30 protein-coding genes and 1 pseudogene are annotated in these 23,871 nt (G+C 55.8%); 15 read left to right on the top strand and 16 right to left on the bottom strand.

Going from position 1 to position 23,871, the window contains the following annotated elements; genetic code table 11:
• Positions 1-13 precede the first annotated feature (13 nt).
• The gene (gene ftsH, locus CW267_RS21115; RefSeq protein WP_008806637.1) at positions 14-1,948 is read right to left on the bottom strand and encodes an ATP-dependent zinc metalloprotease FtsH; all 1,935 of its coding nucleotides are present in this window, start codon (positions 1,946-1,948) and stop codon (positions 14-16) included.
• Between the two features lie 99 nt (positions 1,949-2,047).
• Positions 2,048-2,677, bottom strand: coding sequence for a 23S rRNA (uridine(2552)-2'-O)-methyltransferase RlmE (gene rlmE / locus CW267_RS21110; protein WP_008806638.1), 630 nt, complete (start codon positions 2,675-2,677; stop codon positions 2,048-2,050).
• A 123-nt stretch (positions 2,678-2,800) separates the two neighbouring features.
• On the opposite strand from rlmE, the gene yhbY reads away from it, so the two are divergent.
• Entirely contained in the window at positions 2,801-3,094 is a 294-nt protein-coding gene (yhbY, locus tag CW267_RS21105) for a ribosome assembly RNA-binding protein YhbY (RefSeq protein ID WP_002918374.1), read from the top strand.
• A gap of 152 nt (positions 3,095-3,246) precedes the next feature.
• On the opposite strand, the gene greA is transcribed toward yhbY, so the two are convergent.
• The gene (gene greA, locus CW267_RS21100; RefSeq protein ID WP_008806639.1) at positions 3,247-3,723 is read right to left on the bottom strand and encodes a transcription elongation factor GreA; all 477 of its coding nucleotides are present in this window, start codon (positions 3,721-3,723) and stop codon (positions 3,247-3,249) included.
• A 235-nt stretch (positions 3,724-3,958) separates the two neighbouring features.
• Here greA and dacB point away from each other — a divergent pair, with 235 nt between their 5' ends.
• Positions 3,959-5,392, top strand: a complete 1,434-nt coding sequence (dacB, locus tag CW267_RS21095) for a serine-type D-Ala-D-Ala carboxypeptidase (protein ID WP_008806640.1) — start codon at positions 3,959-3,961, stop codon at positions 5,390-5,392.
• 51 nt (positions 5,393-5,443) lie between these two features.
• On the opposite strand, the gene cgtA is transcribed toward dacB, so the two are convergent.
• The 4 genes from cgtA to rplU form a co-directional block, all read right to left on the bottom strand.
• Positions 5,444-6,622, bottom strand: coding sequence for an Obg family GTPase CgtA (gene cgtA, locus CW267_RS21090; RefSeq protein ID WP_008806641.1), 1,179 nt, complete (start codon positions 6,620-6,622; stop codon positions 5,444-5,446).
• Between the two features lie 15 nt (positions 6,623-6,637).
• Positions 6,638-7,603, bottom strand: a complete 966-nt coding sequence (locus tag CW267_RS21085; protein WP_032736460.1) for a DMT family transporter — start codon at positions 7,601-7,603, stop codon at positions 6,638-6,640.
• Between the two features lie 92 nt (positions 7,604-7,695).
• Entirely contained in the window at positions 7,696-7,953 is a 258-nt protein-coding gene (gene rpmA, locus CW267_RS21080) for a 50S ribosomal protein L27 (RefSeq protein WP_002434222.1), read from the bottom strand.
• A 20-nt stretch (positions 7,954-7,973) separates the two neighbouring features.
• Positions 7,974-8,285, bottom strand: a complete 312-nt coding sequence (gene rplU / locus CW267_RS21075; protein WP_002918379.1) for a 50S ribosomal protein L21 — start codon at positions 8,283-8,285, stop codon at positions 7,974-7,976.
• A gap of 260 nt (positions 8,286-8,545) precedes the next feature.
• Between rplU and ispB the strand changes: the two genes are divergently transcribed.
• Complete coding sequence (gene ispB, locus CW267_RS21070) at positions 8,546-9,517, top strand: octaprenyl diphosphate synthase (RefSeq protein ID WP_008806643.1); 972 nt, start codon at positions 8,546-8,548, stop codon at positions 9,515-9,517.
• Between the two features lie 196 nt (positions 9,518-9,713).
• Positions 9,714-9,986, top strand: coding sequence for a DNA-binding transcriptional regulator SfsB (gene sfsB, locus CW267_RS21065; protein WP_008806644.1), 273 nt, complete (start codon positions 9,714-9,716; stop codon positions 9,984-9,986).
• A gap of 54 nt (positions 9,987-10,040) precedes the next feature.
• Here sfsB and murA read toward each other — a convergent pair whose 3' ends face one another.
• From murA to mlaF, 7 genes are all read right to left on the bottom strand, one after another.
• Positions 10,041-11,300, bottom strand: a complete 1,260-nt coding sequence (gene murA / locus CW267_RS21060) for a UDP-N-acetylglucosamine 1-carboxyvinyltransferase (protein ID WP_008806645.1) — start codon at positions 11,298-11,300, stop codon at positions 10,041-10,043.
• Between the two features lie 53 nt (positions 11,301-11,353).
• Positions 11,354-11,608: a BolA family iron metabolism protein IbaG gene (ibaG, locus tag CW267_RS21055; protein WP_004144910.1), complete on the bottom strand. Its 255-nt coding sequence runs from the start codon at positions 11,606-11,608 to the stop codon at positions 11,354-11,356.
• 136 nt (positions 11,609-11,744) lie between these two features.
• Positions 11,745-12,035: a lipid asymmetry maintenance protein MlaB gene (gene mlaB, locus CW267_RS21050; protein ID WP_044613664.1), complete on the bottom strand. Its 291-nt coding sequence runs from the start codon at positions 12,033-12,035 to the stop codon at positions 11,745-11,747.
• Positions 12,035-12,670: a phospholipid-binding protein MlaC gene (gene mlaC, locus CW267_RS21045; protein WP_002918386.1), complete on the bottom strand. Its 636-nt coding sequence runs from the start codon at positions 12,668-12,670 to the stop codon at positions 12,035-12,037. The genes mlaB and mlaC overlap by 1 nt, the downstream gene beginning before the upstream one ends.
• Positions 12,671-12,688: 18 nt before the next feature.
• Positions 12,689-13,240, bottom strand: coding sequence for an outer membrane lipid asymmetry maintenance protein MlaD (gene mlaD, locus CW267_RS21040; protein WP_004206195.1), 552 nt, complete (start codon positions 13,238-13,240; stop codon positions 12,689-12,691).
• A gap of 4 nt (positions 13,241-13,244) precedes the next feature.
• Positions 13,245-14,027, bottom strand: coding sequence for a lipid asymmetry maintenance ABC transporter permease subunit MlaE (gene mlaE, locus CW267_RS21035; RefSeq protein ID WP_004150949.1), 783 nt, complete (start codon positions 14,025-14,027; stop codon positions 13,245-13,247).
• A gap of 7 nt (positions 14,028-14,034) precedes the next feature.
• The gene (gene mlaF / locus CW267_RS21030) at positions 14,035-14,847 is read right to left on the bottom strand and encodes a phospholipid ABC transporter ATP-binding protein MlaF (protein ID WP_012540470.1); all 813 of its coding nucleotides are present in this window, start codon (positions 14,845-14,847) and stop codon (positions 14,035-14,037) included.
• Between the two features lie 209 nt (positions 14,848-15,056).
• Here mlaF and CW267_RS21020 point away from each other — a divergent pair, with 209 nt between their 5' ends.
• From CW267_RS21020 to npr, 11 genes are all read left to right on the top strand, one after another.
• Positions 15,057-16,034 (top strand): calcium/sodium antiporter, encoded by a 978-nt coding sequence (locus tag CW267_RS21020; RefSeq protein ID WP_008806648.1) that lies wholly within the window; start codon positions 15,057-15,059, stop codon positions 16,032-16,034.
• Positions 16,031-17,035, top strand: coding sequence for an arabinose-5-phosphate isomerase KdsD (kdsD, locus tag CW267_RS21015; protein ID WP_413773660.1), 1,005 nt, complete (start codon positions 16,031-16,033; stop codon positions 17,033-17,035). Before CW267_RS21020 ends, kdsD begins: the two co-directional genes overlap by 4 nt.
• Before the next feature lie 14 nt (positions 17,036-17,049).
• Positions 17,050-17,616: a 3-deoxy-manno-octulosonate-8-phosphatase KdsC gene (kdsC, locus tag CW267_RS21010; RefSeq protein WP_008806650.1), complete on the top strand. Its 567-nt coding sequence runs from the start codon at positions 17,050-17,052 to the stop codon at positions 17,614-17,616.
• The gene (gene lptC / locus CW267_RS21005; RefSeq protein WP_008806651.1) at positions 17,613-18,188 is read left to right on the top strand and encodes an LPS export ABC transporter periplasmic protein LptC; all 576 of its coding nucleotides are present in this window, start codon (positions 17,613-17,615) and stop codon (positions 18,186-18,188) included. Before kdsC ends, lptC begins: the two co-directional genes overlap by 4 nt.
• Positions 18,157-18,702 (top strand): lipopolysaccharide ABC transporter substrate-binding protein LptA, encoded by a 546-nt coding sequence (lptA, locus tag CW267_RS21000; protein ID WP_002918415.1) that lies wholly within the window; start codon positions 18,157-18,159, stop codon positions 18,700-18,702. Before lptC ends, lptA begins: the two co-directional genes overlap by 32 nt.
• Positions 18,703-18,708: 6 nt before the next feature.
• Positions 18,709-19,434: an LPS export ABC transporter ATP-binding protein gene (gene lptB / locus CW267_RS20995; RefSeq protein WP_002918417.1), complete on the top strand. Its 726-nt coding sequence runs from the start codon at positions 18,709-18,711 to the stop codon at positions 19,432-19,434.
• Between the two features lie 47 nt (positions 19,435-19,481).
• Complete coding sequence (gene rpoN, locus CW267_RS20990) at positions 19,482-20,915, top strand: RNA polymerase factor sigma-54 (RefSeq protein WP_012540467.1); 1,434 nt, start codon at positions 19,482-19,484, stop codon at positions 20,913-20,915.
• A gap of 22 nt (positions 20,916-20,937) precedes the next feature.
• Entirely contained in the window at positions 20,938-21,225 is a 288-nt protein-coding gene (hpf, locus tag CW267_RS20985; RefSeq protein WP_004206206.1) for a ribosome hibernation promoting factor, read from the top strand.
• A 70-nt stretch (positions 21,226-21,295) separates the two neighbouring features.
• On the top strand, positions 21,296-21,784 hold the full coding sequence (ptsN, locus tag CW267_RS20980) for a PTS IIA-like nitrogen regulatory protein PtsN (RefSeq protein ID WP_004144926.1): 489 nt from the start codon (positions 21,296-21,298) through the stop codon (positions 21,782-21,784).
• Between the two features lie 45 nt (positions 21,785-21,829).
• Positions 21,830-22,684 carry an RNase adapter RapZ gene (gene rapZ, locus CW267_RS20975; protein WP_002918428.1) on the top strand — a complete coding sequence of 285 codons (855 nt, stop codon included), beginning with the start codon at positions 21,830-21,832 and terminating at the stop codon, positions 22,682-22,684.
• A complete protein-coding gene (gene npr / locus CW267_RS20970) occupies positions 22,681-22,953 on the top strand; it encodes a PTS phosphocarrier protein NPr (RefSeq protein ID WP_002918431.1) in 273 nt (90 codons plus the stop codon). The genes rapZ and npr overlap by 4 nt, the downstream gene beginning before the upstream one ends.
• A gap of 63 nt (positions 22,954-23,016) precedes the next feature.
• On the opposite strand, the gene mtgA is transcribed toward npr, so the two are convergent.
• Both mtgA and CW267_RS20960 read right to left on the bottom strand, forming a co-directional pair.
• Positions 23,017-23,742 (bottom strand): monofunctional biosynthetic peptidoglycan transglycosylase, encoded by a 726-nt coding sequence (mtgA, locus tag CW267_RS20965; RefSeq protein WP_039102571.1) that lies wholly within the window; start codon positions 23,740-23,742, stop codon positions 23,017-23,019.
• A pseudogene (locus tag CW267_RS20960) lies at positions 23,739-23,871 on the bottom strand (isoprenoid biosynthesis protein ElbB); the annotation flags it as partial. The gene mtgA and the pseudogene CW267_RS20960, both read right to left, overlap by 4 nt.

Below are 23,871 nucleotides of genomic sequence, written 5' to 3'. Positions count from 1 at the left end.
CAACAGCGGTAGCTTACTTGTCGCCCAGCTGCTCTGACATGGTGTTGCCCGGGTTCGGCGTACGCGGTTCATCAACCGGACGCGGCGCACGAGGCGTGCCATTGTTGTCAGAGTTATTCGAAGAACCCGGTTCTTCCCAACCCGCCGGCGGACGAACATCGCGACGAGCCATCAGGTCGTCAATCTGCGGCGCATCGATAGTCTCATATTTCATGAGCGCATCTTTCATCGCGTGCAGGATATCCATGTTGTCGTTCAGCAGCTGGCGAGCACGACCGTAGTTACGCTCGATCAGCGATTTCACTTCCTGGTCGATGATACGCGCGGTTTCATCGGACATATGCTTCGCTTTCGCTACGCTACGGCCGAGGAAGACTTCGCCTTCTTCTTCCGCATACAGCAGCGGACCGAGTTTGTCGGAGAAGCCCCACTGGGTCACCATGTTACGCGCCAGGTTCGTCGCCACTTTAATGTCGTTGGACGCGCCGGTAGAAACATGTTCCGGACCGTAGATAATCTCTTCCGCCAGACGACCGCCGTACAGGGTGGAGATCTGACTTTCCAGTTTCTGACGGCTGGCGCTGATCGCATCGCCTTCCGGCAGGAAGAAGGTCACACCCAGCGCACGACCGCGCGGGATAATCGTCACTTTATGGACCGGATCGTGTTCCGGAACCAGACGGCCGATAATGGCGTGGCCTGCTTCGTGGTAAGCGGTCGATTCTTTCTGCGCTTCCGTCATCACCATGGAGCGACGTTCCGCACCCATCATGATTTTGTCTTTCGCTTTTTCGAACTCAACCATCGAAACAACACGTTTGTTGCCGCGAGCAGCAAACAGCGCCGCTTCGTTGACCAGGTTCGCCAGGTCCGCACCAGAGAAGCCAGGGGTACCGCGCGCAATGATCGCCGCGTCGATATCCGGCGCCAGCGGTACGCGACGCATATGCACTTTCAGGATCTGTTCACGACCGCGAACATCCGGCAGACCAACGACAACCTGACGGTCGAAGCGGCCTGGACGCAGCAGCGCGGGGTCCAGAACGTCCGGACGGTTAGTCGCCGCGATAACGATAATACCTTCGTTACCTTCGAAGCCGTCCATTTCAACCAGCATCTGGTTCAGGGTCTGCTCACGTTCATCGTGACCACCGCCAAGGCCCGCGCCACGCTGGCGGCCGACGGCGTCGATTTCATCGATGAAGATGATGCAAGGCGCTGCTTTCTTAGCCTGCTCGAACATGTCACGCACACGAGATGCACCGACACCGACGAACATTTCGACGAAATCAGAACCGGAAATTGTGAAGAACGGCACTTTTGCTTCGCCAGCGATCGCTTTCGCCAGCAGCGTTTTACCAGTACCCGGAGGGCCGACCATCAGGACGCCTTTCGGGATCTTACCGCCCAGTTTCTGGAAGCGGCTCGGCTCACGCAGGTATTCTACCAGCTCACCGACTTCCTCTTTCGCTTCGTCACACCCGGCAACGTCGGCAAAAGTGGTTTTGATCTGGTCTTCCGTCAGCATACGGGCTTTGCTTTTGCCGAAGGACATCGCGCCCTTCCCGCCGCCGCCCTGCATTTGCCGCATAAAGAAGATCCAGACGCCGATCAACAGCAGCATTGGGAACCAGGAGATGAAGATGGAAGCCAGCAGGCTTGGCTCTTCTGGTGGTTCGCCAATAACTTTGACGTTTTTAGTCAACAGGTTATCGAGCAGCTTCGGATCGTTAACCGGAATGTAAGTCGTGTAACGGTTACTATCTTTCTTGGTAACGTTGATCTCACGTCCGTTGATACGCGCTTCGCGAACCTGGTCCTGATTGACCTCTTGCAGGAAGGTAGAATAATCCACCTTGCGGCCATTCGACTCGCTGGGCCCAAAGCTCTGGAATACTGACATCAGCACAACGGCAATGACCAGCCAGAGTATTAGGTTTTTCGCCATGTCACTCAAGGGATTAACCTCTTATTACAACTGTGTTAAAAACAGCGTCAGGATACTCTATATCCAGTTTCTTTCAAACTTTCGTTTGAAATCTGCCGGTTATGGTTTACGCCCGGTCGCTACAATATACACTTCACGCGAACGAGCGCGGGAAGAGTCCGGTTTACGAACTTTGACCTTCGTAAACAGGGAGCGAATTTCTCGAAGATACTCATCGAAGCCTTCGCCCTGGAACACCTTCACTACAAAACTACCACCTGGCGCTAATACATCACGAGACATTTCAAGCGCCAGTTCTACCAGATACATAGCCCGGGGAATATCCACCGCCGGTGTTCCGCACATATTCGGCGCCATATCGGACATGACAACTTGGACTTTACTGTCGCCCACTCGCTCAAGTAACGCTTTCAGGACTAATTCATCACGAAAATCGCCCTGAAGGAAGTCCACACCAACGATTGGATCCATTGGTAAAAGATCGCAAGCGATGATGCGGCCGCTGTTGCCGATCTGCGTGACCGCATACTGCGACCAGCCACCGGGAGCAGCACCGAGATCGACTATCGTCATCCCCGGCTTAAAAATTTTGTCACTTTGCTGTATTTCATCAAGTTTAAACCAAGCACGGGAACGTAACCCCTTTTTCTGTGCCTGTTGAACATATTTATCGCTAAAGTGTTCCTGAAGCCAGCGGCTTGAGCTGGCAGAACGCTTTTTACCTGTCATTTAACATTCCCGTTCGGGTTCATCGTACTTTACTGCGTAAAAATCGACGCGGTAGTTTGGCGATATATGGGAGATGGCGGTAGAATGACCCGTTTTCAATCCCAACGTAAGCAAAAAAACACGATGAATCTGAGTACTAAACAAAAACAGCACCTGAAAGGTCTGGCACATCCGCTCAAGCCGGTAGTTATGCTTGGCAATAATGGTTTGACCGAAGGGGTACTGGCCGAGATCGAACAAGCGTTAGGGCACCATGAGCTCATCAAGGTGAAGATCGCCTCAGAAGATCGCGAAACTAAAGCCTTGATCGTGGAAGCCATCGTACGTGAAACCGGCGCCTGTAACGTACAGGTCATCGGTAAAACGCTGGTTCTGTACCGCCCAACGCCAGAGCGTAAGATCTCGCTGCCACGCTAAGAATATCCTGAATCTCGACACAACTTTGTGTAAAACGAGGGATTTCTGCGGCCAGGCGAGCAAAATGCCATGCTCCTGACGTTGATAAAAGGCCGCTATGCGGCCTTTTTCCTTTCTTTACAATCTATAAACATCGTAGCGGGAAATACGCCTTACAGGTATTCAACCTTAGTAATTTCGTATTCCACTTCACCACCCGGGGTGCGGATAGTCACGACGTCATCCTGCTCTTTGCCGATCAGACCACGGGCGATCGGCGAGTTCACGGAGATCAGATTCTGCTTAAAATCAGCTTCATCATCACCCACGATGCGGTAGGTCTGTTCCTCATCGGTATCGAGGTTGAGCACGCTGACGGTTGAGCCAAAAATTACCCGGCCATTGTTCGGCATTTTGGTGATATCGATCACCTGGGCATTGGACAGCTTCGCTTCAATATCTTTGATACGCCCTTCGCAGAAGCCCTGCTGCTCACGCGCAGCATGATACTCAGCATTCTCTTTCAGATCGCCGTGTTCACGAGCGTCAGCAATAGCGGCAATGATTTCAGGACGACGCACAGACTTCAGATAATCCAGTTCTTCGCGCAGTTTCTCAGCGCCACGTAAGGTCATCGGAATCGCTTGCATTTGTTATACCTCTTTATCATTCCTTCAGGGAACGGAGAGCTCCGCCCCGCCACCTGCCCTGCCCACAGGCAGGACACGAGCAAAAAGAAACCGACCCGGGAAACACTCCCCAGGTCAGCAGCAATTTTTCATTTGATAGGTATTTTACCCCGAAGTTCATTATGGGTCATCGTTTACTTTACTGGGCGTTGCACCGTAGTATGACGGCCTGGCTTCAGGTTGTTAGCGCGAGATTATGCGATTTCCCAGATTTATCATCGGATTGACTGCCGGTATAGCGCTTAGCGCTCAGGCGGCGAATATTGACGAGTACATCAACCAGCTTCCCGCCGGTGCGAACCTTGCCTTTATGGCGCAAAAGGTCGGCGCATCGACGCCGGAAATCGACTATCACAGCCAGCAAATGGCGCTCCCGGCCAGTACGCAAAAGGTTATCACCGCGCTGGCGGCTCTGCTGCAGCTGGGGCCCGATTTCCGCTTTACCACCACGCTGGAAACCAAAGGCTCACTTGACGGCGGCGTGCTGAAAGGCGATCTGATTGCGCGCTTCGGCGGCGATCCGACGCTCAAACGGCAGGATATTCGCAATATGGTGGCGACGCTGAAAAAAGCTGGCGTGCAGCGTATCGAAGGCAATGTGCTCATCGATACCTCGGTCTTCGCCAGCCATGACAAAGCGCCGGGCTGGCCGTGGAACGACCTGACGCAGTGCTTCAGCGCCCCGCCGGCGGCCGCAATTGTCGACCGTAACTGCTTCTCTGTCTCGCTGTATAGCGCGCAGAAACCGGGCGATCTCGCCTTCATTCGCGTTGCGTCCTATTATCCGGTCACCATGTTCAGCCAGGTGCGAACGCTGGCGCGCGGCTCAGCAGAAGCACAGTACTGCGAGCTCGACGTAGTGCCAGGCGATCTCAATCGCTATACCCTCACTGGCTGCCTGCCGCAGCGTAGCGAGCCGCTGCCGCTGGCCTTCGCCATTCAGGACGGCGCCAGCTACGCCGGGGCGATCCTCAAAGCGGAGCTGACCCAGGCGGGGATCACCTATAGCGGCACGCTGTTGCGCCAGACGCTGGCCAATGACCCCGGAACGGTATTAGCCACCACCCAGTCGGCTCCACTGCACGATCTGCTGCGGATCATGCTGAAGAAGTCAGATAACATGATTGCCGACACCGTCTTTCGTACCATCGGCCACGCCCGCTTCGGCGTACCAGGCACCTGGCGGGCAGGATCCGATGCCGTACGCCAGATCCTGCGTCAACAGGCTGGGGTCGATCTCGGCAACACGATCATCGCCGACGGCTCTGGCTTGTCGCGCCACAACCTGATCGCCCCGGCGACCATGATGCAGGTGCTGCAGTATATCGCCCAGCACGATACCGAGCTCAACTTCATCTCCATGCTGCCGCTGGCGGGCCACGACGGGTCGCTGCAATACCGCGCCGGTCTCCACCAGGCGGGCGTGGATGGCAAAGTCTCGGCGAAAACAGGTTCGTTGCAGGGGGTTTATAACCTTGCAGGCTTTATCACTACCGCCAGCGGACAAAAGGTGGCCTTCGTGCAATATCTCTCCGGCTACGCCGTGGAACCCGCCGACCAGCGTAATCGCCGCATCCCGCTGGTCCGCTTTGAAAGCCGCTTGTATAAAGATTTGTACCAGAACAACTAAAACAAAAGGGCCGCATCAGATGCGGCCCTTTTTGATCCAGCGAAGTCAGGATTAGCGTTTGTAGATGAATTCGACGCCTTCTTCGTCGTCTTCGTCCCAGTCGTCATCCCAGTCTTCGTCATCTTCCACTTCGACTTCGGCTTCTTCAAGCTGCTGACGGTGATAGTCGTCCCACATGAACTCGACTTTCTCCGGCTTCTGCTCTTCTTCCACATGCACGATCGGGTTTTCGATGATAAAGGTCATCACGTCCCAGCACAGCTCTTTCACGCCCTGCTGGCTGGCCGCTGAGATCAGGTAGAATTTATCTTCCCAACCCAGCGCTTCGGCAATCGCCTTCGCTTTGGCTTCGGCTTCCGCTTTGTCCATCAGGTCAATCTTGTTAAAGACTAACCAGCGTGGCTTGGAGGCCAGCTTCTCGCTGTATTTCTCCAGCTCGCCAATGATAATGCGGGCATTCTCAACCGGATCGGAACCATCGATAGGCTCGATGTCGATGAGATGCAGCAGCACACGGCAGCGCTCAAGGTGCTTGAGGAAGCGGATACCAAGGCCTGCACCTTCCGCTGCGCCTTCAATCAGCCCCGGGATATCGGCGACCACGAAGCTCTTCTCGTTGTCCATACGCACCACGCCCAGGCTCGGCACCAGGGTGGTAAACGGATAGTCAGCCACTTTCGGCTTGGCGGCGGAGACCGCGCGGATGAAGGTGGATTTGCCGGCGTTCGGCATCCCCAGCATCCCGACATCGGCCAGCAGCATCAGCTCCAGCTGCAGGTCGCGTTTATCACCCGGGGTACCCATGGTCTTCTGACGCGGGGTGCGGTTAACGGATGATTTGAAACGGGTGTTGCCCAGACCGTGCCAGCCACCTTTCGCCACCATCAGACGCTGACCGTGTTTGGTCATGTCGCCCATGGTCTCGCCGGTTCCCTGGTCGATAACCCGGGTCCCGACCGGCACTTTCACCGTCACGTCTTTACCACGCTTACCGGTACAGTCGCGGCTCTGGCCATTCTGCCCGCGTTCGGCGCGGAACGATTTTTCAAAACGGTAGTCGATCAGGGTGTTCAGGTTCTCGTCCGCTTCCAGCCAGACATCGCCGCCGTCACCGCCATCGCCGCCGTCCGGACCGCCTTTCGGAATATACTTTTCGCGGCGGAAGCTTACGCAACCATTGCCGCCGTCACCTGCTACGACCAGGATCGTTGCTTCATCTACAAACTTCATTTTACTCTCCGTAAATCATTCGCCTGAGCGGGGTAGCGGTACTACCGCCTCTCGCTTACGCCAACGCCCCCAAAGACGATGGCCGATGGCGGAATACATCGCGCCCGCAACCACGACAAACGCACCGAGATAACCAATCAGGTTTAACATCGGTCTGGCGAAAAGATCGGGCCAGGCCATTGATAATAAATCAGAAAACAGTAGCGTAAACAGTGGCGTCAAGGTGATTAACGCGCTGACCTGCGCCGCCTGCCAGCGCGCCATGGCTTCCGCCAGCGCCCCGTAGCCGACCAGGGTATTTAGCCCGCAAAAAATCAGGCATGCCAGTTGCCAGTCGCTTAGCTGGGATATCACCCCGGGCTTAGCGAGCGGCAGTAATGCAATCGTACATAAAGTGTACAGCAAAAATAGTATCTGCTGTGATGCCAGACGGCGCAATAACACCTTTTGCGCGACGCCATAGCTTACCCACACCGTTGCAGCAGCAACGCCGAAAATTACCCCCCATGTGTAATCCGTCAGGCGGGTAAAGATTTCAATCAGGCTGGTGTTGAAAAACATCACCAGCCCGCTGAGCAACATCAACGCGCCCACCACCTGGGTACCGCGCATGCGCTCTTTCAGAATCACGACGCTTGCCACCATCATGCCCACCGGCGATAGCTGGCCGATGACCTGAGAAGCAGTGGGGCTGAGATATTGCAGGGAAGAACTGAACAGAATGAAGTTACCGAACAGGCCACCGGTGGCAATGGCTAACAAAACCAGCCAGCGCGGCTTGCGAAAAATTCGCAGCGGCGGCAGTTTGCCTTTGATCGCGAGGATCGCGCCAAGCCCAATGCTGGCCATCAGGAAGCGATAAAACACCACCGTAGGCGGCTCCATCACCTCAAGAACCTGTTTCATCGCAATCGGCAACGCTCCCCAACACATCGCGGTGGTAAGCGCCAGAATAATGCCAATCCCAGCCTGCTGCTTCATGCCTGTTTCCCTGCAAAATTTTCCAGTAGACGAATGTAAAAAGCCCCGCAACGTGTTGCGGGGCTTTCATCCGTTACCGGGACGCGAAAAACTTATTCAGCAACGATGCTGATGAATTTACGGTTTTTCGGGCCTTTAACTTCGAACTTGACTTTACCGTCAGTCAAAGCGAACAGAGTGTGGTCACGGCCGCAACCAACGTTGGTGCCAGCGTGGAATTTGGTACCACGTTGACGAACGATGATGCTACCTGCCAGAACTGCTTCACCGCCGAAACGTTTTACGCCCAGACGTTTAGCTTCTGAATCGCGACCGTTACGAGTCGAGCCGCCAGCCTTTTTATGTGCCATTTAAATCTACTCCTCAGGTCTTAGGCGCTGATGCCAGTGATTTTCACATCAGTGAACCACTGACGATGGCCCTGCTGCTTACGATAGTGTTTACGACGACGAAACTTAACGATTTTAACTTTCTCGCCACGACCGTGAGCAACAACTTCAGCTTTGATTACGCCGCCCTCAACGAAAGGAACGCCGATCTTGATTTCTTCACCGTTTGCGATCATCAGCACTTCAGCGAATTCAACAGCTTCGCCAGTTGCGATGTCCAGCTTTTCCAGGCGAACGGTCTGACCTTCGCTTACTCGGTGTTGTTTACCACCACTTTGGAAAACCGCGTACATATAAAACTCCGCTTCCGCGCACCTCTTTATGTGATTCAGAGTGCGCTATAAATATTCACAATAGGGCGCGAATATTACGCAAAACGCGAGCCTTTGACAAGAGCGATTAGCGATCAATGCAGAAAAAAAACACAACTTTCACGACAACGTTTATCTACGGCAATTTTTCAGTACAATCATATCTTCTTTTAATTCTGTCTTAATCCTTCTGTGATCCCACCTGGATTCATGGTAACAGGACATTTGGCCCGGCTTTTGCGATGAATTTAGAAAAAATCAATGAGTTAACCGCGCAAGATATGGCGGGTGTCAATGCGACGATTCTTGAGCAACTCAACTCCGATGTTCAGCTTATCAATCAGTTAGGCTATTACATCGTCAGCGGCGGCGGCAAACGCATTCGCCCGATGATTGCTGTGCTTGCCGCGCGCGCGGTGGGCTATCAAGGGAGCGCGCATGTCACTATTGCTGCGCTGATTGAATTTATTCATACCGCCACGCTACTGCATGACGACGTCGTCGATGAGTCTGACATGCGTCGCGGCAAAGCCACGGCCAATGCGGCGTTCGGCAATGCCGCCAGCGTGCTGGTTGGCGATTTCATCTATACCCGCGCCTTCCAGATGATGACCCAGCTAGGCTCACTGAAGATCCTCGAGGTCATGTCGGAGGCGGTGAACGTCATTGCCGAAGGCGAAGTGCTGCAGTTGATGAACGTCAACGATCCGGATATCACGGAAGAGAACTATATGCGCGTCATCTACAGCAAGACGGCGCGCCTGTTTGAGGCGGCCTCGCAGTGTGCGGGAATGCTGGCCGACTGCTCCGCGGAAGAAGAGCGCGCGTTGCAGGATTATGGTCGCTATCTCGGCACCGCTTTCCAGCTGATCGACGATTTACTCGACTACAGCTCCGACGGAGAACGACTCGGTAAAAACGTCGGTGATGACCTGAACGAAGGCAAACCGACGCTACCGCTGCTGCATGCTATGCATCATGGCACCCCCGATCAGGCGGCGATGATCCGCGGGGCGATCGAGCAGGGCAATGGTCGCCATCTGCTGGATGCTGTTCTGGAAACCATGGCCACCTGCGGTTCGCTGGAGTGGACGCAGAAGCGTGCTGAAGAAGAAGCCGATAAAGCGATTGCAGCCCTGCAGATCCTCCCGGACACACCGTGGCGCGAAGCTTTGATTGGACTGGCACATATTGCGGTCCAGCGCGATCATTAATCCCCCCTCCTTTCCCGCGCGATGCGCGGGAAAGTTCCAGTAAAATGCCACTTCTCTCCCTAACCTTCCGAATATCTTGATAGATTCTGAATATTCTGGCGCCTTAACAGAACTTGTTAGAACCCTACATAGTACGCGGGTATAGTGTCCCCATCGCCCATGTGGACGATCTGGACCTTTAACACCAGGAGAATTTATGGATAAGTTCATCGACTGGCATCCCGCCGATATTGTTGCTGGGTTACGTAAACGGGGAACATCGCTGGCGGCAGAGTCGCGACGGCACGGCCTGAGTTCTTCAACGCTGGCGAACGCCCTGACCCGCCCCTGGCCGAAAGGCGAGTTGATTATCGCCACGGCGCTGGAAACGCAGCCGTGGGTCATCTGGCCGTCACGCTACCACGACCCGGTGACTCATGAGTTTATCGACAGAACGCAGATGATGCGTCAAAAGAAGACAGACAGGTGATGTGATAATCGACAGGGTCCCGAACCAACGCCCCGGGGCCCTGTCAGGACACGGTTACTCGCCCTTCACGCGCTGAATATTGGCACCCAACGCCTGCAGTTTATCCTCGATACGCTCATAGCCACGATCGATGTGGTAGATGCGATCAACGATGGTGGTCCCTTCAGCGATGCAGCCTGCCAGCACGAGGCTCGCCGACGCACGCAAATCGGTCGCCATCACCTGCGCGCCCGAAAGCTGCTTCACGCCGTGACAGATAGCGGTATTGCTCTCGATCTCCGCGTGCGCGCCCATACGGATCAGTTCCGGAATGTGCATGAAGCGGTTTTCAAAGATCGTTTCGGTGATCACGCCGGTCCCTTCCGCCACCAGGTTAAGCAGCGTGAACTGGGCCTGCATATCGGTCGGGAAGCCCGGGTGCGGCGCGGTACGCACGTTGACCGCTTTCGGACGGTTGCCGTGCATATCGAGGCTAATCCAGTCTTCTCCCGTTTCGATGTCAGCCCCGGCGTCACGCAGTTTCGCCAGAACGGCATCCAGAGTATCCGGCTGCGCGTTACGGCAGAGGATCTTGCCGCCGGAAATCGCCGCGGCCACCAGGAAGGTGCCAGTTTCGATACGGTCCGGCAGTACACGGTATACGCCGCCCCCCAGACGCTGCACGCCTTCGATGGTAATGCGATCGGTGCCCTGGCCTTTGATTTTCGCGCCCAGCGCGTTAAGGAAGTTGGCGGTATCGACAATTTCCGGCTCGCGCGCGGCGTTTTCGATAATCGTCGTCCCCTCCGCGAGGGTCGCTGCGCTCATGATAGTTACGGTAGCGCCGACGCTCACCTTATCCATCACGATATGCGCGCCTTTCAGGCGACCGTTGACCGAGGCTTTGACATAACCTTCTTCCAGTTTGATCTCGGCGCCCAGCTGTTCCAGACCGCTAATGTGCAGGTCGACCGGACGCGCGCCGATGGCGCAGCCGCCTGGCAGAGAAACTTGTCCCTGACCAAAACGCGCTACCAGCGGGCCCAGCGCCCAGATGGAGGCACGCATGGTTTTCACCAGGTCGTACGGAGCACAGAATACATCAACCGGACCGGCGTCAATCCATACCGAACCATTGCGCTCAACCTTCGCGCCCAGCTGGCTCAGCAGCTTCATGGTGGTATCGATATCTTTCAGCTTAGGTACGTTCTGGATCTCTACCGGCTCTTCGGCAAGCAGCGCGGAAAAGAGGATTGGCAGGGCGGCGTTCTTTGCACCAGAAATGGTGACTTCGCCCTGAAGGCGAGTCGGCCCCTGAACACGGAATTTATCCATTGATTCTGTTCTCTATTAAAAATTCACATACGCTGCAGGGGACCCCCCACAGCTTAGAAGCCATTTAGTTTGCGGTCTCGCGCCCACTCCTGCGGAGTGAAGGCCTTGATCGACAGCGCATGGATACGGTTGTCAGCAATATATTCCATCAGCGGCGCGTAGACGCTCTGCTGCTTTTTAACCCGACTCATGCCATCGAACATCTCACCCACAGCAATAACCTGAAAGTGGCTGCCATCGCCAGAGACGTGGACTTCCTGGAGGGGGAGTGCGTTCATCAGCACGGTCTGAATTTCATGATTTTCCATGGGCTCAAATTTATCTGATAGTGAAAACAGCCCAACATCTTAGAGGAAAGTGGCGCGGTCTTAAACAAGCAAAAAGCCCCGACGAAAAGATTGCCGGGGCTTTCGGAATAGCTTCAACGCTAAGACACTGAAAAGATTATGGGATAATATCGACAGGCAGGTTGTAAAGACCGATCAGCGTTTGCAGATTTTCGCTCTTCGCGATCAGCTGCGCTTCCCGCCCCTGACGGCGGATCAGTGCCACAAAATGCACTAACAGCGCCAGGCCCGCCGTGTCCACGCGCGTAGTCTGGCTGAGATCGATGATCGTCGCCCCCTCCGTCGCCCTGGCGCGTGCTTCCCAGAGCGGGACCAGCAGATCCTGGTCCAGCTCTCCGTGCAGCGCCAGCGTCTCGCCCTCGCGAGTCCAGCTCAGCTGCCCGGTCATTATTTTTTCTGTTCCAGCGTGATCGGCTGAGCGGAGATCGCTTTCAGCTGCGCGGTCAGGCCGTCAACGCCCTTGGTGCGCAGCAGATCGCTCCACTCATTCTGTTTGGTAGTGATCATACTGACGCCTTCGGCGATCATATCGTAGGCCTGCCAGTTACCGGTCTGGGTATTTTTACGCCACTGGAAGTCCAGACGCACCGGCGGACGACCGTTCGGGTCGATGATAGTGACGCGGATCGGAACGATGGTTGCGCTGCCCAGCGGCTGCTCCGGCGCAATCTGGTAAGTCTGCCCGTGGTACATCGCCAGCGCCTGGCCGTAGGCCTGCTTCAGATATTCACGGAAGGCGGCAAAGTAGGCCTCACGCTGCGCGGGGGTCGCTTCTTTGTAATAGCGGCCCAGCACCAGCGCGCCAGCATATTTCACCTGCACATACGGCAACAGCTCCTGGTCGACGATGTCGCGCAGATAGTTAGGGTTGGCTTTGATCTTCGGCTGTTCATTCTTCAGGCGATCGAAGGTTTTCTGCGCCGCTTCATTCATCAGCTTATACGGGTTGGACTGGTCTGCCGCCTGGACAGCGGTCAGCGGGGCAATCACCAGCATGGCGACCATGAGTAAGCGTTTAAACATATCGTGTTTCTCCTGAAATTAATGCGTCGTGCCGGCTGCCGGCGTCGCGTCAGTATGACCTTCTGCCTCGGCCTTATCATTGCCAGAATTCTGATTGTCGCCGCCCTTGCTGTTATAAAGGAACTGACCAATCAGATCTTCCAGCACCATGGCGGACTTGGTGTCCTGGATAGTACCGCCGTCTTTAAGGATAGTCGTCCCAAGGTCCGGGTCTTCAAAACCGACGTTCAGCGCCAGATACTGTTCGCCCAGCAGACCCGAGGTGCGGATCGCCAACGAACTGGTATCCGGGATATGGTTGTAGCGCTCATCGATATCGAGCTCCACGCGTGGCAGATAGGTTTTCGGGTCGAGAGTGATGTCCGCTACCCGTCCCACAACCACACCGCCGATGCGTACCGGCGAACGCGCCTTCAGGCCGCCGATGTTATCGAAGGTCGCGTAAAGGCGGTAAGTCGGCTCAGTACGTAGCGAGGTGACGTTCGCCGCCTTCAGGCAGACAAACAGCGCCGCCAGCAGCGCCACCAGTAAGAACACCCCTACCCAGATTTCATTTTTTTTCGTTTGCATGAACTCAATTCCCAAACATCAGCGCAGTCAGCACAAAATCCAGCCCCAGAACCGCCAGCGACGCATGCACCACGGTGCGTGTTGTCGCCCGGCTAATCCCGGCGGAAGTGGGGATAGCGTCATAACCGTTAAATAACGCAATCCAGGTTACCGTAATGGCGAATACCAGACTCTTAATCAGGCAGTTCACCAGGTCCATTCGCCAGTCGACGGCATTTTGCATCGCGGTCCAGAAAAAACCACCGTCAATGCCTTTCCAGCTTACGCCTACCAGCGCACCACCCCAGATCCCTACCGCGACAAAGATAATCGTCAACAGCGGCAGCGAAATGACGCCAGCCCAGAAGCGTGGAGAAATCACGCGACGCAGCGGATCCACCGCCATCATCTCCATACTCGAGAGCTGCTCCGTGGCCCGCATCAGGCCAATCTCGGCGGTCAGCGCCGATCCGGCGCGCCCGGCAAACAGCAGCGCAGCGACAACCGGCCCCAGCTCGCGCAGCAGCGACAGCGCCACCAGCATGCCAAGACTGGTCTCTGCGCTGTAGGTGGTTAAGACCAGATACCCCTGCAGCCCGAGCACCATACCGATAAACAAGCCCGATACAATGATAATCAGCATCGACAGAACGCCAACGTTATAGAGCTGACGAACCAGCAGCGGCGCGTGCTTGCGAAACTCTGGTTTGCCCACAACGGCGTTGAAAAGCATTAATCCGGCGCGTCCAAACGTCGCGGTGGTTTTAATCCCGCGATGTCCTAGCGCGGCCAGCGCATTAAACAGCATGAGTCGCTCAACTCCCTATGCCTAATAAATCATGGTGATAGTCGCCAGCCGGATAACGGAACGGCACCGGGCCGTCGGCAATACCATCAATAAACTGACGAACCCGAGGATCGGTATTCTCCCGCAGCGACTGGGCGCTACCGTGGGCGACAATCTTTTTATCCGCCACGATATACGCGTAGTCCGCAATGCTAAGCACCTCAGGCACATCGTGCGAAACCACGATGCAAGTGACACCCAACGTGTTGTTGAGTTCAGAAATCAGCTTCACCAGCACGCCCATGGTGATGGGATCCTGTCCGACAAACGGTTCGTCGAACATAATCAGATCCGGCTCAAGGGCAATCGCTCTCGCCAGGGCGGCGCGGCGCGCCATCCCGCCGGAAAGCTCGGAGGGCATTAACTTCGCCGCCCCACGCAACCCCACCGCTTCCAGCTTCATCATCACCGTCGTATGCAGCAGCGCAGGCGGCAGCTGCGTATGCTCGCGCAGCGGATAGGCAACGTTATCAAAGACATTGAGATCGGTGAACAGCGCGCCAGACTGGAACAGCATGCTCATCCGCTTACGCACCGTATAAAGACGCGATCGCGTCATCTGCGGCACGTTCTCGCCATCAAACAGGATCTCTCCCCTGTCCGGCGGGATCTGCCCGCCGATCAGGCGTAACAGGGTAGTCTTGCCGATCCCCGAAGGTCCCATGATCGCAGTAATTTTACCGCGCGGCACCGACAGCGAGATGTCGTCGAAGATCACACGATCGCCGCGTGAAAAGCGGATACCGCGTACTTCAACTAAATTCGCCTGAGTTTGGCTCATAAAATCATCCTTACTAAACACCTGACGGGCAAGCATGGCCCTTTCTTGCGCCACAATCACAACATTTTTACAGAATCTTACCTGCACAGGTTAGCGAAAGCTGGCATTTGTTTTACTTTTGGCACACATAAAGTCAAAATTAAGAATTCGTTACGCTGCGTAGGGATAACCCAGCGAGGCGACGATTATACCTGAAGAAAGGACTTTAGATGCTCTTAGCGACGGCTCTGTTAATTATTGGTTTACTGCTGGTTGTCTACAGCGCCGATCGTCTGGTCTATGCCGCTTCCATCCTGTGTCGTATGTTGGGGATCCCGCCGCTGATCATCGGTATGACGGTGGTGAGTATCGGCACCAGCCTGCCCGAGATCATGGTTTCCACCACGGCCTCGCTGCATGGGCAGATCGATCTGGCGGTCGGCACCGCGCTCGGCTCCAACATTACCAATATTCTTCTGATCCTCGGACTCGCCGCCTTACTCAGGCCATTTACCGTGCATTCTGATATTCTGCGCCGCGAATTACCGCTAATGTTGCTGGTCAGTGTGCTGGCCGGGCTGGTGCTCTACGATGGACAGCTGTCCCGTCTCGACGGGCTGTTTTTACTGGCGTTAGCGCTTCTGTGGCTGCTGTTTACCATCAAAATCGCCCGTCTGGCGGAGCGCCAGGGCAGCGATAGCCTGACTCGCGAACAGCTGGCGGAGCTGCCGCGTGAAGGATCGCTGCCGGTCGCTCTGCTCTGGTTAGGGGTCGCGATGATTGTCATGCCCATGGCTACCCGTATGGTGGTGGATAACACCACGGTATTGGCAAACTTTTTTGCCATTAGCGAGCTGACCGTCGGTCTGACGGTGGTGGCGATAGGTACCAGCCTGCCAGAGCTGGCCACCGCTATCGCCGGGGCGCGGAAAGGGGAAGATGACATTGCTATCGGCAATATCATCGGCGCCAATATCCTCAATATTGCGCTGGTGCTGGGTTTACCGGCGCTGATCGCGCCGGGGAGCTTTGCGAGCGAAGCCTTCACGCGCGATTATGGCGTGATGCTGCTGGTCAGCCTGATCTTCGCGGTGCTGTGCTGGCGCCGCCAGCAGCAGCCGGGACGGCTGGTTGGCGCACTGCTGGTCGGCGGCTTTGTGGTTTGGTTGGCGATGCTGTTCTGGACAGCGCCGCTCTTCGTTGAATGACTCGGGATAACATCATGTCGCAAATAGATTTGCCCACGGATTTTGACTTTCAACAGGCAGGCCGTCAGGTGCTGGAAATTGAACGTGAAGGTCTGGCCCAGCTCGATCAATATATAAATGAAGACTTTACCCATGCTTGCGAAACGATTTTCCGCTGCGGCGGCAAAGTCGTGGTGATGGGGATGGGCAAATCCGGCCACATCGGCCGCAAAATGGCGGCGACGTTCGCCAGTACCGGCACCTCGGCTTTTTTTGTCCACCCCAGCGAAGCGGCGCACGGCGATTTAGGAATGGTCACTCCACAGGATGTGGTGATTGCGCTGTCGAATTCCGGCGAATCGAATGAAATTCTGGCGCTGATCCCGGTCCTGAAGCGCCAGCAGGTGAAGCTTATCTGCATCACCAGCCGGCCTGAGAGCAGCATGGCGCGCGCAGCGGATATCCATCTGTGCGTGAAAGTGCCCAAAGAGGCCTGCCCGTTAGGGCTGGCGCCCACCTCCAGCACCACCGCGGCGCTGGTGATGGGTGATGCCCTCGCCGTCGCTCTGCTGGAAGCCCGTGGCTTTACCGCCGAAGATTTCGCCCTGTCTCATCCTGGCGGCGCACTCGGTCGTAAGCTGTTGCTGCGCGTCAATGATATTATGCATACCGGTGATGAAATCCCGCACGTCGGCCTGCAGGCCACCCTGCGCGATGCGCTGCTGGAAATCACGCGTAAAAATTTAGGCATGACCGCCGTCTGCGATGACGATATGAACATCATCGGGATCTTCACCGATGGTGACCTGCGCCGGGTCTTTGATACCGGCGTCGATATGCGTAATGCCAGCATTGCCGATGTCATGACCCGGGGAGGGATCCGCATCCGTCCCGGCACCCTGGCGGTAGATGCGCTAAACCTGATGCAATCCCGTCATATCACCTGCGTGCTGGTTGCCGATGGCGACCACCTGCTAGGTGTGGTACATATGCACGATCTCCTGCGCGCGGGCGTAGTGTAAGTAAGGAAAAAATAATGAATAATGCTGATGCTCAGTTAGCGACATGCTATGGGCCGGTAAGCCAGGCGTTTCTCGATCGCGCGGCTAAGATCCGTCTACTGATCCTCGATGTTGACGGTGTATTATCCGACGGACTTATCTATATGGGTAATCACGGCGAGGAGCTGAAAGCGTTCAACGTCCGCGATGGCTATGGTATCCGCTGCGCGCTGACCTCCGGCATCGAAGTGGCGATTATTACCGGGCGAAAAGCTAAACTGGTAGAAGACCGCTGCCAGACGCTGGGCATTACGCATCTCTATCAAGGTCAGTCGGATAAGCTGTTGGCGTTTCGCGAATTAGTCAGCAAACTGGCGGTTCGTCCGGATGAAGTGGCGTATATCGGCGACGATCTGATCGACTGGCCGGTGATGGCGGAAGTGGGTTTAAGCGTCGCCGTCGCCGATGCGCATCCGCTGCTGCTGCCGCGGGCGAATTATGTCACGCGCATTAACGGCGGACGCGGCGCGGTACGCGAAGTCTGCGATTTGTTACTATTGGCGCAGGGCAAGTTGGATGAGGCCAAAGGGCAATCAATATGAGTAAAACCAGACGTTGGGTTATCATTTTACTGTCGCTGCTCGCGCTGATCCTCATCGGCCTGAATCTGGCGAATACGGACGACACGGCCCAGCCGGAGGTCAATCCCAACGACCCGACGTATAAAAGCGAACATACCGACACCGTCGTGTACAGCCCGGAAGGCGCCCTGAGCTATCGGCTGATTGCCGAGCATGTGGAATACTTTTCCGATCAGGAGGTTTCCTGGTTTACCAAGCCGGTGATGACCACCTTTGATACCAATAAGGTGCCAACCTGGTCAATCAGGGCAGATAAAGCGAAGCTGACGAATGACCGTATGCTCTATCTTTACGGGCACGTTGAGGTGAATGCGCTCGCGCCTGACTCTCAACTGCGCAAAATTACGACGGATAACGCCCAGATAAATCTGGTCACACAGGACGTTACCTCCGATGACATGGTGACGTTATACGGCACCACATTTAATTCCAGCGGCCTGAAAATGCGTGGAAACCTTCGCAGCAAAAATGCCGAGCTGATTGAAAAGGTGAGAACCTCTTATGAAATTCAGAACAAACAAACTCAGCCTTAAGATTGCGCTCGCCGGCGCTTTACTGGCCGCCAGCCTGCCGGCCCTGGCCAAGACGGGAGATACCGATCAGCCGATCCATATCGAGTCCGATCAGCAGTCACTGGATATGCAGGGCAACGTCGTCACTTTCACCGGTAACGTGGTCGTCACCCAGGGGACGATCAAAATTAACGCTGATAAAGTGGTGGTCACCCGTCCGGGCAATGAGAAAGGTAAAGAGGTGATCGAAGGCTTCGGTAACCCGGCCACCTTCTACCAGATGCAGGATAACGGCAAGCCGGTAAAAGGCCGGGCGTCGAAAATGCGCTACGAGCTGCAGAATGATTACGTCGTGCTGACCGGCAACGCTTACCTTGAGCAGCTCGACAGCAATATCAAGGGCGATAAGATCACCTATCTGGTGAAAGAGCAAAAAATGCAGGCCTTCAGCGACAAAGGTCGACGCGTCACCACCGTTCTGGTGCCGTCTGAGCTGCAGGATAAAAGCGGCAATCAGCAAAAGAAGAGTAACTAATTCGTTATGGCAACCTTAACTGCGAAGAACCTCGCCAAAGCTTATAAAGGCCGCCGCGTGGTGGAAGATGTCAGTCTCACCGTTAACTCCGGAGAGATTGTCGGCTTGCTCGGCCCGAACGGCGCCGGTAAAACCACCACCTTCTACATGGTGGTCGGCATTGTGCCGCGCGACGCGGGCAATATTATTATCGATGACGAAGACATCAGTCTGCTACCGCTGCACGCGCGCGCGCGCCGGGGCATCGGCTATCTGCCGCAGGAAGCCTCTATTTTTCGTCGTCTGAGCGTCTATGACAACCTGATGGCGGTCCTGCAGATCCGTGACGATTTAACCAGCGAACAGCGGGAAGATCGCGCCAAAGAGCTGATGGAAGAGTTTCATATTGAGCACCTGCGCGACAGCCTCGGTCAGGCGCTCTCCGGTGGTGAACGCCGCCGTGTCGAAATTGCTCGCGCGCTGGCGGCGAACCCGAAATTTATCCTTCTGGATGAACCCTTTGCCGGTGTTGACCCCATCTCCGTTATCGATATCAAACGCATCATTGAACACCTGCGCGACAGCGGCCTCGGCGTACTGATCACCGACCATAACGTCAGAGAGACCCTCGCCGTCTGCGAACGGGCGTATATTGTCAGTCAGGGACACCTTATTGCTCATGGTACGCCGCAGCAGATCCTCGAAGATGAGCAGGTTAAGCGCGTGTATCTTGGGGAAGACTTCAGACTCTGATAGGGTAGAGGTTACAGACGTTTTAGCCGGAGATATTTACCCTGAACATGAAGCAAGGTTTGCAATTAAGGCTTAGCCAACAGCTTGCCATGACGCCGCAACTGCAGCAGGCTATTCGTTTGCTGCAGTTGTCCACGTTAGAACTCCAGCAAGAGCTCCAGCAAGCGCTGGAAAGTAACCCATTGCTTGAGCAAACCGATCTTCACGACGAGGTAGAGGCGAAAGAAGTGGAGGACCGCGAGTCCCTCGATACCGTCGATGCGCTTGAGCAAAAAGAGATGCCGGACGAGCTCCCTCTCGATGCCAGCTGGGATGAAATCTATACCGCCGGTACGCCGTCAGGCAACGGCGTGGATTATCAGGACGACGAGCTGCCCGTCTATCAAGGCGAAACCACTCAGACGCTGCAGGATTATCTGATGTGGCAGGTCGAGCTGACGCCCTTCACCGACACTGACCGCGCCATTGCCACCTCCATCGTCGACGCCGTCGACGATACGGGCTATCTCACCATTCAGATTGAAGACATCGTCGACAGCATTGGCGATGACGAAATCGGCCTGGAAGAGGTGGAGGCCGTTCTGAAGCGCATCCAGCGTTTTGATCCGGTTGGCGTCGCGGCGAAAGATCTGCGCGACTGCCTGCTGATCCAGCTGTCGCAATTCGCTAAAGAGACGCCGTGGCTGGAAGAGGCCCGGTTGATTATCAGCGACCATCTCGATCTGCTGGCTAACCACGATTTCCGCACCCTGATGCGAGTAACGCGCCTGAAAGAAGAGGTGCTGAAAGAGGCGGTGAATCTGATCCAGTCGCTGGATCCCCGCCCTGGCCAGTCCATTCATACCAGTGAACCGGAATATGTCATTCCCGACGTACTGGTCCGCAAGGTCAGTGGCCGCTGGACCGTGGAGCTCAACGCCGACAGCATTCCCCGGCTGAAGATTAATCAGCAATATGCGGCAATGGGCAACAGCGCCCGCAATGACGCCGACGGCCAGTTCATTCGCAGCAATCTGCAGGAAGCCCGCTGGCTAATCAAAAGTCTCGAAAGCCGCAACGATACGCTGCTGCGCGTCAGCCGCTGCATCGTTGAACAGCAGCAGGCTTTTTTCGAACAGGGTGAAGAGTATATGAAGCCGATGGTGCTGGCCGATATCGCCCAGGCTGTCGAGATGCATGAATCCACCATTTCCCGTGTCACCACGCAAAAATATCTGCACAGTCCGCGCGGTATTTTTGAACTGAAGTATTTCTTCTCCAGCCATGTGAATACCGAAGGCGGCGGCGAAGCCTCGTCGACGGCCATTCGCGCGTTGGTGAAGAAGTTAATCGCCGCGGAAAACCCCGCGAAGCCGTTGAGCGACAGTAAGCTCACCTCCATGCTGTCCGAGCAGGGTATCATGGTCGCGCGCCGCACTGTCGCGAAGTACAGAGAGTCTTTATCCATTCCGCCGTCAAACCAGCGTAAACAACTGGTCTGACACAACCGATAAGGAAGACACTATGCAGCTCAACATTACAGGACACAACGTCGAGATCACCCCCGCGATGCGCGACTTCGTCACGGCGAAGTTCAGCAAACTGGAGCAATTTTTCGACCGGATCAATCAGGTCTATATTGTGTTAAAAGTAGAGAAAGTGACGCAAATTGCGGACGCGAATCTGCATGTCAACGGTGGCGAAATCCATGCCAGTGCGGAAGGGCAGGATATGTATGCAGCTGTCGATGGTCTTATCGACAAGCTGGCAAGGCAGTTAACGAAGCACAAAGATAAACTAAAACAACACTAATTGTCCGGGCCCCCCTGCGTCCGTCGTGGTTTAACATCGGCGGCGGGCGCGGGGGCGCTCAGGTGAAATTATGATGAACAACGATTCGGCTCTACAACTGAGCAACGTCCTGAACCAGGAATGTACCCGTAGCCAGGTTCACTGCCAGAGCAAGAAGCGTGCTCTGGAAATCATTAGCGAACTGGCCGCCAAACAGTTAAGTTTGCCGCCGCAGGTGGTGTTCGAAGCGATCCTCACCCGCGAAAAAATGGGCAGTACCGGGATTGGCAATGGTATTGCCATTCCTCACGGTAAACTGGAAGAGGATACGCTGCGTGCTGTCGGCGTTTTTGTCCAGCTGGAAACCCCCATCGCCTTCGACGCGATCGACAATCAGCCTGTCGACCTGCTGTTCGCGCTGCTGGTGCCAGCCGACCAGACAAAGACTCACCTGCATACGCTCTCCCTGGTGGCCAAACGGCTGGCGGACAAAGCGATTTGCCGTCGCCTGCGCGCGGCGCAGAGCGATGAAGAGTTGTATGAGATCATCACCGAAGCAGGAAGCAGCGATGACGCATAACGGCAGTCGCACCTTATCCTTTATCGTACTGAGGAGAAACGGTACATGGTACTGATGATCGTCAGCGGCCGCTCGGGCTCGGGGAAATCCGTCGCTCTGCGAGCGCTGGAAGATATGGGCTTTTACTGCGTGGATAACCTGCCGGTCGTGCTGCTGCCCGATCTGGCGCGGTCGCTGGCTGACCGCAATATCTCCGCGGCCGTCAGCATCGACGTGCGTAACATGCCGGAATCACCGGAAATCTTTGAACAGGCGATGCAGAACCTGCCGGAATGCTTTTCTCCGCAATTGCTGTTCCTTGATGCCGATCGTAATACCCTGATCCGCCGTTACAGCGATACTCGTCGCTTACACCCGCTCTCCAGCAAGAACCTGTCGCTCGAAAGCGCCATCGACGAAGAGAGCGACTTGCTGGAGCCACTGCGCTCCCGTGCGGATCTGATCGTCGATACGTCCGAAATGTCGGTGCATGAGCTGGCGGAAATGCTGCGTACTCGCTTGTTAGGCAAACGCGAGCGCGAACTGACGATGGTCTTCGAATCCTTCGGCTTCAAGCACGGTATTCCGATCGATGCTGATTACGTCTTTGACGTGCGCTTTCTGCCAAACCCGCACTGGGATCCGAAACTGCGTCCAATGACCGGTCTGGATAAACCGGTGGCCGCCTTCCTTGACCGGCACACTGAAGTGCACAACTTTATTTACCAGACCCGGAGCTATCTTGAGCTATGGTTACCGATGCTGGAGACCAACAATCGCAGCTATCTGACGGTGGCCATTGGCTGCACCGGCGGTAAACATCGTTCGGTTTATATTGCTGAACAACTGGCTGACTACTTCCGCTCCCGCGGCAAGAACGTACAGTCTCGTCATCGGACGCTGGAAAAACGTAAATCATGACCGTAAAGCAGACCGTTGAAATCACCAATAAGCTGGGCATGCACGCCCGCCCGGCGATGAAACTGTTTGAGCTGATGCAGAATTTCGATGCCGAAGTACTGCTGCGCAACGATGAAGGCACGGAGGCGGAAGCAAACAGCGTGATTGCCCTGCTGATGCTGGACTCCGCGAAAGGGCGGCAGATAGAGGTGGAAGCCAGCGGTCCGCAGGAAGTTGAGGCGCTCGCCGCGGTGATTGCTCTTTTTAATGCCGGATTTGATGAAGACTAAGCGTCACGCTTCCCGGCGACGGCCGACTGGCGACAGTGCCAGCCCCGGCGCCGGATTCACGCGCTAATACAGCTTATGCTCGCGCATAAACCCTTCCCCGCCCAGCTGTCGCATCTGGCGTAAGATCCAAGCCTGGCGGCTGCGCACATAGCCCGAAGGCGCGTCAGCGCGATAGCGGATCGGATTTGGCAGCACCGCGGCCAGCAGAGCCGCTTCCCCCGGCGTCAGCTGGCTGGCAGGCTTATGAAAATAGCGCTGCGCGGCCGCTTCCACACCAAATATCCCATCGCCAAACTCGGCAATATTCAGGTAGACGGTCAGGATCCGCTTTTTACTCCAGACGGTTTCTATACCGACCGTCAGCCCGGCTTCCAGCCCCTTACGCAACCAGCTGCGGCCATCCCATAAAAACAGGTTTTTCGCCGTCTGCTGCGACAGCGTTGACGCGCCGCGGATGCGGGTATCATGACGCTCATTGTGCGCCAGCGCTTTTTCTATCGCCGATACGTCGAACCCCCAATGTTCCGGGAACTTTTGATCTTCGGCGGCAATCACCGCCAGCCCCATCCACGGAGAGATCTCATCCATGCCGACCCAATCAGAGTGCGCCAGATAGTGGACATCTCCGGAGAGCCAGGCGCTCACCTGCCGCTCAAGCATCACCGCCGAAAACGGCACCGGCAGCACGCTAAACAGCGCGATCCCCCCGCCCCATAAGACGGCGGCGATCAGCAGCAGACGCAGCGCCAGTCGTTTTAGCAGCGCAAAGGGCGCAACGCGGAGCCTCATGCGCTCAGCGCCAGCACGCGGGCGACCAGCTTTTCGATCCCGGTGGCGGCTTGAGCAATATTCTCTGCCAGCATATACGCCGGGGTGGTGACCACTTTGTTCTCTTCATCCACCACGATGTCGTCGACC

Source organism: Klebsiella sp. X1-16S-Nf21, assembly GCF_002837615.1.
Taxonomy (GTDB): Bacteria; Pseudomonadota; Gammaproteobacteria; order Enterobacterales; family Enterobacteriaceae; genus Klebsiella; species Klebsiella variicola.
This window is presented reverse-complemented; position numbering and strand designations above follow the sequence as displayed.